Below are 10,848 nucleotides of genomic sequence, written 5' to 3' on the forward strand. Positions count from 1 at the left end.
GGGGGTCCCGGGGGGGGGGGCGGGGGGTGGGGGGGGGGGGGGGCGGGCCCCCCGGGGGTGGGGGTTGGCTTTCTGCCCTTTTCCCCCCCGCGGCCCGCCCCCCGGCCCCGGTCCGGGCCCGCTTCCGCGTTGTCTGGGATCATCGAGTGATGACCACGATCACCGTGCAGCTTCCCGACGAGGTGCACGCCCAGCTCGCCGACGCCGCCGATTCCGATGGCCTGTCGATGAACGCGGCCGTCGTGACGGCAGTTCAGGAGTGGATCCAGTCGCGGGCCCAGCGGGTACAGGAGCGCGCCCGGATGCAGCAGGTACTGGCGGCCGATCCGCACTTGCGCGCACTGCTCGGCGACGACTGATCACCGCTCGAGCAGCACGCAGGCAACGGCCTCACAGATACGTGGCGTCGGCGGACCCGCGCTGATCGGCCCGAACTACTCCGTGACAAGTGCCACGTCGGTGCCGACGACCGTCCCTCGCGCGAGTCGTCCACTGCCCGGCGCGCTGACCCAGACCGCCGCCGCCAGAATCGCGTCCAGCACCAGCGCGAGCACCGCCACCAGCAGCGCGCCGACCAGCACCAGGTCGTAGCGGTAGAGGCCGATGCCGTCGAAGATGTAGCGGCCGAGCCCGCCGAGGTTGACGTAGGCGGCGATGGTCGCGGTGGCGACCACTTGCAGCGTGGCGCTGCGTAGCCCGCCCAGCATCACCGGCAGCGCGTTCGGGATCTCGACCCGGAACAGGATCTGCCGCTCGGTCATCCCCATCGCGCGCGAGGCATCGACCACATCGGCCTGCACATTGGCGATGCCCGCGTAGGCGCCCGCCAGCAGCGGCGGAACGCCGACGGTGATCAGGGCCAGCAGCGGCGGGATCAGTCCGAGCCCGAGCAGCAACACCAGGAAGGTGAGCAGCCCCAGCGTCGGCAGCGCGCGCATGGCGTTGGCGAAACCGACCAGCAGCGCGCTGCCGCGCCGGGTGTGCCCGATGACCAGACCCAGCGGCACCGCGATCACCGCCGACAACGCGACGGCCAGGAAGCTGTACCAGAGGTGTTGCAGCAGCCGGTGTTCGATCCCGGCGGGCCCGCCCCAGTTCGCGCCGTCGCTCAGGTAGTGCCAGGCGTCGATGAACAGATTCACGAGCGCACCTCTTCCCGGCCTGCGCGGGTCCAGGGGGTGGCGATCCGGCCGAGCAGGAACACCAGCCGGTCGAAGATCAGCGCCAGCGCCAGCGTGACGATGATGCCAGCGACGATCTGGTCCGGATAGTCGCGCTGATAGCCCTGGGTGAACAGCTTGCCCAGCCCGCCGACGCCGATCAGCGCGCCCACCGACACCATCGCGATATTGGTGACCACCACGACGCGCAGCGTCGAGACGAACACCGGCAGCGCCAGTGGCATATCGACGGTGAGCGTACGGCGCAACCTGCCGAATCCGATCGCGTCGGCCGCGTCGACCACGCTGGCGGGCACGGTATCCAGCGCGGTCGGCACCGCGATCAGCAGCAGCGCCGTCGAATACACGGTGAGCGCGATGATGACATTCAGCGGATCGATCGCCGAGATGCCGGCCAGCGGCGGGATGATCACGAACAGCGCCAGCGAGGGAATGGTGTAGGCCAGGCTCGACACCGTCGTGGTGATCTTCCTGGCCCAGCCGCGGCCGCGGATCACCGCGCCGAACGGGATCGCGATCACCAGGCCGAGCAGCAGCGGCACCAGCGCGAGCACCAAGTGCGTGCGGGTGATCGCCATGATCTCGGCGAAGTTGTCGATCAGGTATCGCACGGGACGTCCTGGTCGAAGAACTCCCGGTTCCGCCGCGCGTCCTCGATGCCGCGCTGCTCGGCGAGCTGGGTGAGCACGTCGACGGCCAGCAAGCCCCCGCGCACGGCGCCCGCGCCGTCGACGGCGACCCCGATGCCCGACGGCGAGGAGATCGCCGCGTCCAGCGCCTGCCGCAGGTCACCGTCCGGCGTGAACAGCGAGCCACCCGCGGACACGCTCGCCGCCAGGGACTTTCCGGCGCGGACCGCCTCCACTCCGGTGACATCCACCCAGCCGCCCGGCTTGCCGTCGGCGTCGACCACCAGCGCCCATTCGCCCTGTTCCAGCCGCAATCCGGCGACCTCGCCTGCCTCGACGGTCCGGATCGGCGCCAGCGCGACGTCATCGGCGGTCCGGAACGACAGCGCCCGGTAGCCGCGATCCCGGCCGACGAACCCCGCGACGAAATCGGTGGCGGGCTGGGCCAGGACCCGCTCCGGCGCGTCGAACTGCTGCAACACCCCACCGCGCCCGAACACCGCGATCGTGTCGCCGAGGGTGATCGCCTCGTCGATATCGTGGGTCACGAACACGATCGTCTTGTGCAGTTCGGCCTGCAGCCGCTGCATCTCGGACTGCAACTCCGCCCGCACCACCGGGTCCACGGCACTGAACGGCTCGTCCATCAGCAGCACCGGCGGGTCGGCGGCCAGCGCCCGCGCTACCCCCACGCGCTGCTGCTGACCACCCGAGAGCTGCGCCGGATACCGGTCGGCCAGACCACGATCGAGGCCCACCCGGTCGAGCACCTCCAGCGCCGCGGCGCGCGCGGACTTGCGGGAGGCACCGAGCAGCATCGGCACCGTGGCCACATTGTCGATCACCTTGCGGTTGGGCAGCAGCCCGCCGCTCTGGATCACATAGCCGATGCCGAGGCGCAGCCGCACCGGGTCGACCGTCGCGATGTCACGTCCGTCGATCGTGACGGTGCCCGCGCTGGGATTCACCATCCGGTTGATCATCCGCATCGAGGTGGTCTTGCCGCAGCCGGACGGGCCGACGAACACGGTGAACGAGCCCGATTCGATCCGCAGATTCAGCGCGCGAACCGCCTGGGTGCCGTCCGGGTAGGTCTTCTCGATATCGCGGAATTCGATGTCGGACAAGGATTCTCCTAGCGAGCAGGGACTAGGCGATGGGGACGTTGAGGCCCTGCGCGGTGATCCAGGCGAGTGCGGCGGCCTTCGGCTCGATCTTGCTGTCGCCCGAGACGGCCGTGTTCAGCGAGATCAGCTCGGTGGTGGTGAGTTTGGCCGACACCGCGTCGAGCACCGCCACCGCTTTGTCGGTCTTCTTCGCGGCATTGAACAGCGGCACCACATTCTGGGCCGCGAAATTGTGCTTCGGGTCGTCGAGGACGACGAGGTCGTTCTGCGCGATCGCGGGGGAGGTGGTGAAGATATCGGCCGCGGTGACCTGGCCCTCGACCAGCGCGCGCACCGTCGCGGGCCCGCCGCCGTCGGCGATCGGCACGAAATCGGCGTCGCCGATCTCGAGGCCGTAGCTCTCCTCCAGACCGGGCAGCCCGCCGGGGCGCTGCGCGAATTCCGCGGGCGCGCCGAATTTCACCTCGGCCGAATGCGGGGCCAGATCGGCGATGCTGCGCAGGTTCCACCGGTCCGCGGTCGCGCGGGTGACGACCACCGCGTCGGAATCCTGGCCGGGTGCGGGCGTCGCGATGGCGAGGTCGCTGCCGAGGGCGGCGGTCAGTGCCGCGTTCACCTCCGCCTCCGCAGTGGCGGTGGCGTCGGAGTCCAGGTACTGCAGCAGGTTTCCGGTGTACTCCGGGATCAGCGAGATCGCGCACTGGCGTAACGCGGGGATATAGGCCTCGCGACTGCCGATGTTGAACTTCGTGTCGACCTTGAAGCCGTTGATCCGCAGGACCTCGGTGTAGATGTTGGCCACGGTCTCGGACTCGGGGAAATTGGCCGAGCCGATGATCAGCGCGTCACTGGCGCAATCACCCTTGGCGGCCAGCGGATCGGAGTTGCCGCACGCGGAGACGATCATGGCGGCGGCCAGCGCGACAGCGGCTGCCAGCACCCGGCCCGCCCGTGCCGCGAGGCGGCGGGCCGGGCGACGTTGTCCACGCGACGAGGAGGCGAAGGCGGTTTTCACTGGTGTCCTTCCGGCAAAGGCGGGCAGTGCGCTGTGCGTGCGGCCGGGGTGCCGCAGGTACATTCTGGTTGGTAATACTGCCCGCGTCGCGCCGAATTGCGTGGGTTGGCCGCAAATACAGGAAGTTGGTGTCGCGGGATGGTGGCGGGTGCGGTGCGCCGGACAGTCGCTGCGCTACTGGTCACTACCTGGTCTTTCGCCGCTGTTTCCTGCGCGGGCGAGCAGGCGCGGACGGTGGTCGCGGTGGGCGCGGATTCCTCGGCCGAATCAGTTGTGCTCGCGGAGATCTATTCGCAGGCGCTGGCCCGAACCGGCACCGACACCACTGTCGTCCGCGGCTCGACGTCCCCGACGGCCGACCTGGACGCGGGCCGGATCGCGGTGCTCCCCGCCCGCAACGGTGGACTACTCGACCGCTGGAACCCGTCCGCGCGGGCGCGCACACCCGAGGACGTGGTGGCCGCCGTCAATGCCTCGCTCCCACAGGGTCTGTCGGTCACCGACGCCGCCGACGGAACCGACCTGCGCTCCCGGCTGCTGGTCACCGAGGAGTTCGCGAGCCGCGACGGTGTGCGTACGGTGGCCGCGCTCGTCCCGCGCTGTGCCGAACTGACCGCCGGTTACGCCGAACTCCCCGGACTCGCCGGCGATGCACCGTCACCAGGCATGATCTCCGGCTGCACCTTCGCCACGACCACGCGCTACCCCGACCCGCAGGCGCTGCGAAAAGCGCTGCAGGACGGGGAGATCCAGGTGGGGATCGTCAACGGACCACCGGCCGACGCCGATTCGGCGGGGCTCGTTGTCCTCGACGATCCGAAATACGCGCTGCGCGCCCAGAACCTGCTTGCCGTCTACCGCTCCGGCATCTTCGACCGCACCCAGCTGAAGAAGCTCAACTACGTCGCGGGTGAACTCACCACCGAAGGCCTACTCGACCTAGTCCACCAGGTCGACGCAGGCACCGACCCTGCCGCCGCCGCCCGCACCTGGCTCGACGCCCACGGTCTCTAGACCTCAGCCGTCGCAGGCCGGGCTACACCGTGGGCTCTAGACCTCGGCGACGCAGAACACGCGTGTCGACGCTAGTTGCACTAGACGGCGCGACGCGGTCATTGTGGCCCAGCGGTCCAGAGGGCACTGATCGGGACGCCGGACAGGCCGTCGCCGAAAGGGAGTTGCTGGTCGCCGCAGTAGACGACGAAGCCGGCGTGGAAGCGGTCGCCGAGGCGGCGCTGCAGGATCCGCAAGCCCCGGAAGTCGTTGGTTCGGATGGTCTCGGCGGCCTTGACCTCGATCGCGACGACGCGGCCCGCGTTGTCCTCGAGGATCGCATCGACTTCGTAGCCGTCCCGGTCGCGGTAATGGTGCAGCCGGGCCATGGTTGTACTCCAGGTGAGTTGTCGGGTGAGTTCGCCCAGCACGAAGGTTTCCATGATGCTGCCGGTCGCGGCGTCGTTGGTGATGCCGGTGAGTAGATGGGCGGCGAGGCCCGAATCGGTAAAGGTCAGTTTCGGCGTTGAGATGGCGCGTGTTGTCGCGTTGGCCGACCAAGCGGGAATCAGGCGGATGAGGTAGATGAGTTCCAGGATGTCGACATACTCCCGGACCGTGCTGACCGGCATCCCCAGGTCGGCGGACAAGCGGCTGTAATTGAGCAGCCTGCCGCTTTGGGCTGCCAAGGTGGCGACGAGGCGGCGCATGTCGGAACTGCGCCGGATGTCGGCAACCTGATGCACATCACGGCTCATGATGTCGTCCAGGTACGAGCTGAAGAACTGGGCACGTCGGCGCGGTGCGGTGCGTCGGATGGCTTCGGGGTATCCGCCCCTGGCCGCCAGCATCAAGTAGTCCTTGCGTCGCAAGTCCGACGGGCCGGTCCGGAACTCGCTGCCCGCCGCGAACACAGCGTCGATGAAACCATCTGGCGTGCTGTCGATTTCCCCCTGCGAGAGCGGGAAGAGTTCGATCGTCTCCGATCGTCCGGGCAGCGAATCGCCGAGCTTGCTCAGGCCGAGTAGCCGGGCCGAGCCGGTCAACAGGAAATGGCCGGGCCGTGGGTCGCGGTCGACAGCGTGTTTGATCGACAGCCACAGATCGGGAACGCGCTGTACTTCGTCGATCATCATCGTGCCAGGGGCATCGAGGAACCCTGCTGGATCTGCGGCCGCCGAGGTGCGAGTCCGTACATCGTCCAGGTAGCGCTTGGTCACGGCCGGGTTCCCGCGCAGGCATTGCTCGGCGAGGGTGCTCTTGCCGGTTTGCCGTGCACCGTTGATGATGATGATGCGAGTGTCCGCCAGCGCCTCTTCTACCAGTGCAGATGCTTTTCGGGGTAGGAGATCGGCGGCCTGATGCATGGGTCGAATGCTAGCTGAGATGTCAATCTGCCGATGGTCCTCCCGTCAATCTGCCGACAGGTGCGGCGTCAATCTGCCGAGATGAAGGAAGGTCGGCGCAGTGCGTGGCGTGATCTACGAGGCGTCGGGGATCTTACCGAGTTACGCACCCTTGCCGGCGCCTGTTCCGATCGGTATATTCCGTTTGGAATATTTGGTGTGGATCATGAACCTGTGCGGGGCGTGGAGGTGGGGCCTGTGGGGCAGTCAGGACGGAACACGATGACACCGTTGGCTATCGCTGTTCTCGCGTTACTCGACGAGCGGCCCATGCATCCGTATGAGATGTATCAACTGTTGATCGCCCGCCGGGAGGACCTGCTGGTCAAGGTACGGCCGGGGTCGCTGTATCACGCGGTGGCGCGCTTGGCGGTGGACGACATGGTGTGGGCCGAGGGGACCGACCGGGAGGGCAATCGGCCTGAGCGCACCACCTACCGGATCGCCGATGCCGGTCGCGAGGCGTTGCGTGGGCGGATCGCCGATCTGCTGCGCACGCCGGTGCAGGAGTATCCGATCTTCCGGATCGCGCTGGCCGAGGCGCACACCCTGCCGCGGGAACAAGTCGTCGCGTTGCTCGGTGAGCGCGCCGAACAGGTGAGCCAGGAGCTGACCGATATCGAGGCGATGATCGAGTGGACCCGGAGCAACGAGGTGCCGCGCCGGTACTGGCTGGTCCTGGAGTACATGCGGGCGACGGTCCGGGCCGATCTCGACTGGATCCAGCAGTTCGCCGCCGAACTCGACAGCGGCGCCCTCGAGTGGGAGCAGTACGACCCGGTCACCGGCCGGCGGCTCACCCTCGACACCGCCCACGAATGGCCGACCGGGGACCACCCCGATGCCCCACCACGACCCAGGTGGGCGGCCCCCACCGCCCGCCGCTGACCGCCGAGCTCATCACTCCCGATAGGAACGAATTCGATGACCACCCAACGCAATCCATGGCTGGCGCTGTTCGCGCTGGTGGTCGGGTTCTTCATGATCCTGCTCGATATGACGATCGTCGCGGTCGCCAACCCGGCGATCATGAAGGACCTGAACAGCGACATCTCCAACGTCATCTGGGTGACCAGCGCCTACCTGCTCACCTACGCGGTGCCGCTGCTGGTCACCGGCCGCCTCGGCGACAAGTACGGACCCAAGAACATCTATCTGATCGGCCTGGCGGTCTTCACCGGCGCTTCGCTGTGGTGCGGTCTGTCCGGCAGCATCGGCATGCTGATCGCCGCCAGGGCGGCCCAGGGCATCGGCGCCGCGCTGATGACGCCACAGACGATGGCCGTCATCACCCGCACCTTCCCGCCGGACAAGCGCGGCGCCGCGATGGGGCTATGGGGCGGCGTCGCCGGCCTCGCGACGCTTCTCGGCCCGATCCTGGGTGGCGTGCTGGTCGACACCCTCGGCTGGCAGTGGATCTTCTTCGTCAACGTGCCGGTCGGCGTCATCGCGTTCGGCCTGGCCATGTGGCTGGTGCCCGCGCTGCCGACCAACGATCACAAGTTCGACTTCGTCGGCGTCGCGCTCAGCGGTATCGGCATGTCGGCGCTGGTGTTCGGTATCCAGGAAGGTAATGCGGACGACTGGTCGCTGCGGATCTGGCTGCTGATCGGGTTCGGCGCGCTCATGCTGGTGGCGTTCGTGGTCAACCAGGCCAGGAACCGCGGCGAGCCGCTGGTGCCGATGAGCCTGTTCCGCGACCGCAACTTCTCGCTGTCGAACACGGCGATCGCCGCGATGGGCGCCGCGGTCACCTCGATGATGGTGCCCTCGTACTTCTATCTGCAGGCGGTGCGAGAGATGTCGCCGACCATGTCGGCGCTGGTCTTCGCGCCGATGGCGATCGTCACCGGTGTCACCGCGCCGTTCATCGGCAAGTTCTCGGACCGGCTGCCGCCGCGCCTGGTGCCGACCATCGGTTTCACGCTGTTCGCCGGCTCGGTGTTCTCCTTCGCCGCGTTGATGACACCGGATTCGCCGATCATCCTGTTCCTGATCGCCGCCGCCGTCGCGGGCCTGGCCAACGCGTGCATCTGGGCGCCGCTGGCCTCGACGGCCACGCACAACCTGCCGGTCGCCCAGGCCGGTGCGGGCGCCGGTGTCTACAACACCACCCGCCAGGTGGGCTCGGTGCTCGGCAGCGCCGCGATCAGCGCGTTGATCGCAGCCCGCCTGACCGCGAACGGCCTCGGCGGTGGCGCCCCGGTCGGCGAGGGCTCGGCCACCGGCCCGCTCCCACCCCAGATCCTCGACGAGTTCAGCACCTCACTGGCCCAGTCGATGCTGCTCCCCGCCGCCATCCTGCTCATCGGCGTCATCGCCTCGGCCCTGTTCGTCGGCCACGGCAAATCGGGCGCCGCCCGGTCTCGCGAACTGGCGTCGGCCGACTCGGCCTGACACCGAGCACCGGCTACCTGTCGTGTTCCGCCGCGACGGGTAGCCGATCACCGGCCGCAGCCGCGCAACGGGTTCCGGCCGCTGACGGCTCCCCGTCAGCGTGCCAGGGATGATCCCAGCGAGTCCCAATCGAGCTTGATCCGCACCGGGAGGTCGACCACCGCGTCCCCACCGGGTTCGAGCACGGCGTGGGGGCGGTATTGCCGTAGTGCGTGATCCAGGACGAGGACCTCGATCGAATCGATCCGGTTGTCGCCGATCCACACAATCCAGTACCAGGGAATTCCGGCTAGCGCGTACTCGGCCTTCTTCTGTGCGATGTCGACCTTCTCGCTACCAGGGGAAACAATCTCGACCATCAGGTGTATCAGCGTCGCGGGAAGCGGGCGAAGCCCGGGCGGTGCGCAGTCGAACAACGCGACATCGGGTCGGCGGATCGTCGCGGAAGGCAGCTCCCACAGCACGACGTCGAAATCCGTGTCGACGTCCAAACAACCGTCCTGGTGGCGGGACATGTGCGTTTCCGCCGCCGCCTCGATGAGGTTCGCCAGGCGGCGACCGGCCTTCTGGTGGGGCCGGGTCGGGGACTCCGCTCTGACGAGGTCACCGTTCACTACTTCGAACTGGCGGCAGAAGTCTTCTGGGAGCTCACGCCAGATTTCCACGGTGACCGGCTCCGGCTGCACGTTCTCCGATCGTGCCCACTCAAAGATGGCCGACATGTGTGCTCCTCCGCATTGGCACCGACAGGTCGATCTTATGCGGTCGCGACACTCAACTGACCTGGATGGTGAGGGTGGGGTAGCCGGTGGCGCCGTCCGGGATGACGTCCTGTTGGACCGCTGTCTGGGGTACGCCGGTGGTGTCGGTGGTGCGGGCGCGGAGGGTGTGCTGGCCGGGGGTGGCGTCCCAGTCGTAGACCCATTGGCGCCAGGTGTCGATGGAGACCTCGGTGGACAGGCGGGCCGGCTGCCAGTCGCCGTTGTCGATCTGGACCTCGACGGAGGTGACGCCGCGGTGCTGGGCCCACGCGACGCCGGCGATCGTGGTGCGGCCCTGGGGGATTCGGCCGCGGCCGCGTGGGGTGTCGATGCGGGTGCCGGTTTTGATCGGGCCATGCGCCGACCAGCCGCGGCGGGTCCAGTAGGCGGTGGCCTTGTCGAAGCGGGTGACCTCGAGTTCGGTGACCCATTTGGTGGCCGAGACGTAGCCGTAGAGGCCGGGCACCACCAGTCGCGCCGGGTAGCCGTGCTGGAGTGGGAGCGGTTCGCCGTTCATGCCGATCGCCAGCAGCGCGTCGCGGCCGTCGGTGAGGGCCGCGAGCGGTGTGCCCGCGGTCCAGCCGTCTGTGCTGGTCGAGAGCACCATGTCGGCGTCGGGCAGCGGGCGCGCTTCGGCGAGCAGTTCGTCGAGCCGGTAGCCGAGCCAGCGGGCGTTGCCGATCAGGTCGCCGTTGATCGGGTTGGAGACGCAGGCCAGCGTCACCAGCCGTTCGACCGGCGTGCGGCGCGCGAGATCGTCCCAGGTGAGGGTGATTTCGTGGTCGACCATGCCGTGGATGCGCAGCGACCACGAGTCTGTGGAGACCTGGGGAACGATCAGCGCGGTGTCGATCCGGTAGAACTCGCTGTTCGAGGTGAGATACGGAGTCAGACCGGGAACCCGCAGATCGGCGTCCGGCGGCAGAGCGGGCGGCGGGGTGGCGGGGGCCGGTAGATCGACGGTCGACCGCTCGGCCGACACATCGGTGCGCGCCCCGCCGAGCAACCGTCCCGCCAGCCCGGCGCCGATCGCGAACACACCGGTGGCAGCGATCCCGCCGAGCACTCGTCGCCGCCCCGTGCTCGCCGGGGCGCCTTCGCCCTGACCGGCATCGGTCCGGTCGGTGTCGATCCGCCGGGTCAGCCCCCGCAACGCGAGAATCCCTGCGGCAGTGCCGATCAGCGCGGGTAGCGCCCCGCTGAATCCACCGGCCCTGCCCGCCCCGACGACGGCGGCGAACATCCCGAAGACGCCGAAGGTGATCGACCCGAGCGGGCGGCGGTCACGCGCGCTCGCCCCCCCCGCCCCCCCGACCCCCCCCCCCCCCCCCCCCCACAC

Annotated in this window: 11 protein-coding genes; 4 read left to right on the forward strand and 7 right to left on the reverse strand. The window is 68.6% G+C overall.

Annotated features, from left to right (window positions below; translation table 11 throughout):
* Positions 1–149: 149 nt before the first annotated feature.
* Positions 150–359: a YlcI/YnfO family protein gene (locus tag ACFWPJ_RS09400; RefSeq protein ID WP_378849150.1), complete on the forward strand. Its 210-nt coding sequence runs from the start codon at positions 150–152 to the stop codon at positions 357–359.
* A gap of 75 nt (positions 360–434) precedes the next feature.
* On the opposite strand, the gene ACFWPJ_RS09405 is transcribed toward ACFWPJ_RS09400, so the two are convergent.
* From ACFWPJ_RS09405 to ACFWPJ_RS09420, 4 genes are read right to left on the reverse strand one after another with little or no spacing between them, the layout of a single operon-like run.
* Positions 435–1,142 (reverse strand): ABC transporter permease, encoded by a 708-nt coding sequence (locus ACFWPJ_RS09405; RefSeq protein WP_378849151.1) that lies wholly within the window; start codon positions 1,140–1,142, stop codon positions 435–437.
* Positions 1,139–1,792, reverse strand: a complete 654-nt coding sequence (locus ACFWPJ_RS09410; RefSeq protein ID WP_378849152.1) for an ABC transporter permease — start codon at positions 1,790–1,792, stop codon at positions 1,139–1,141. Before ACFWPJ_RS09410 ends, ACFWPJ_RS09405 begins: the two co-directional genes overlap by 4 nt.
* Positions 1,780–2,937 carry an ABC transporter ATP-binding protein gene (locus tag ACFWPJ_RS09415; protein ID WP_378849153.1) on the reverse strand — a complete coding sequence of 386 codons (1,158 nt, stop codon included), beginning with the start codon at positions 2,935–2,937 and terminating at the stop codon, positions 1,780–1,782. The genes ACFWPJ_RS09410 and ACFWPJ_RS09415 overlap by 13 nt, the downstream gene beginning before the upstream one ends.
* A gap of 22 nt (positions 2,938–2,959) precedes the next feature.
* Entirely contained in the window at positions 2,960–3,844 is an 885-nt protein-coding gene (locus ACFWPJ_RS09420; protein ID WP_378849163.1) for an ABC transporter substrate-binding protein, read from the reverse strand.
* Positions 3,845–4,105: 261 nt separating this feature from the next.
* Here ACFWPJ_RS09420 and ACFWPJ_RS09425 point away from each other — a divergent pair, with 261 nt between their 5' ends.
* Positions 4,106–4,966: a glycine betaine ABC transporter substrate-binding protein gene (locus tag ACFWPJ_RS09425; protein ID WP_378849154.1), complete on the forward strand. Its 861-nt coding sequence runs from the start codon at positions 4,106–4,108 to the stop codon at positions 4,964–4,966.
* Between the two features lie 98 nt (positions 4,967–5,064).
* Here the strand turns inward: ACFWPJ_RS09425 and ACFWPJ_RS09430 are convergent, their stop codons facing one another.
* Complete coding sequence (locus tag ACFWPJ_RS09430; RefSeq protein ID WP_378849155.1) at positions 5,065–6,312, reverse strand: ATP-binding protein; 1,248 nt, start codon at positions 6,310–6,312, stop codon at positions 5,065–5,067.
* A gap of 261 nt (positions 6,313–6,573) precedes the next feature.
* On the opposite strand from ACFWPJ_RS09430, the gene ACFWPJ_RS09435 reads away from it, so the two are divergent.
* Together ACFWPJ_RS09435 and ACFWPJ_RS09440 are read left to right on the forward strand one after the other, a co-directional pair.
* The gene (locus ACFWPJ_RS09435) at positions 6,574–7,239 is read left to right on the forward strand and encodes a PadR family transcriptional regulator (protein WP_378849156.1); all 666 of its coding nucleotides are present in this window, start codon (positions 6,574–6,576) and stop codon (positions 7,237–7,239) included.
* Positions 7,240–7,275: 36 nt separating this feature from the next.
* Positions 7,276–8,748: a DHA2 family efflux MFS transporter permease subunit gene (locus ACFWPJ_RS09440; RefSeq protein ID WP_378849157.1), complete on the forward strand. Its 1,473-nt coding sequence runs from the start codon at positions 7,276–7,278 to the stop codon at positions 8,746–8,748.
* A 95-nt stretch (positions 8,749–8,843) separates the two neighbouring features.
* Here the strand turns inward: ACFWPJ_RS09440 and ACFWPJ_RS09445 are convergent, their stop codons facing one another.
* Positions 8,844–9,470: a Uma2 family endonuclease gene (locus ACFWPJ_RS09445; protein ID WP_378849158.1), complete on the reverse strand. Its 627-nt coding sequence runs from the start codon at positions 9,468–9,470 to the stop codon at positions 8,844–8,846.
* 52 nt (positions 9,471–9,522) lie between these two features.
* Positions 9,523–10,848: molybdopterin-dependent oxidoreductase (locus tag ACFWPJ_RS09450; protein WP_378849159.1), on the reverse strand; the 1,326-nt coding region annotated here is incomplete at its 5' end.

Origin of the sequence: Nocardia sp. NPDC058497 (genome assembly GCF_042720195.1) — a bacterium.
In the GTDB taxonomy this organism is placed as follows: domain Bacteria; phylum Actinomycetota; class Actinomycetes; order Mycobacteriales; family Mycobacteriaceae; genus Nocardia.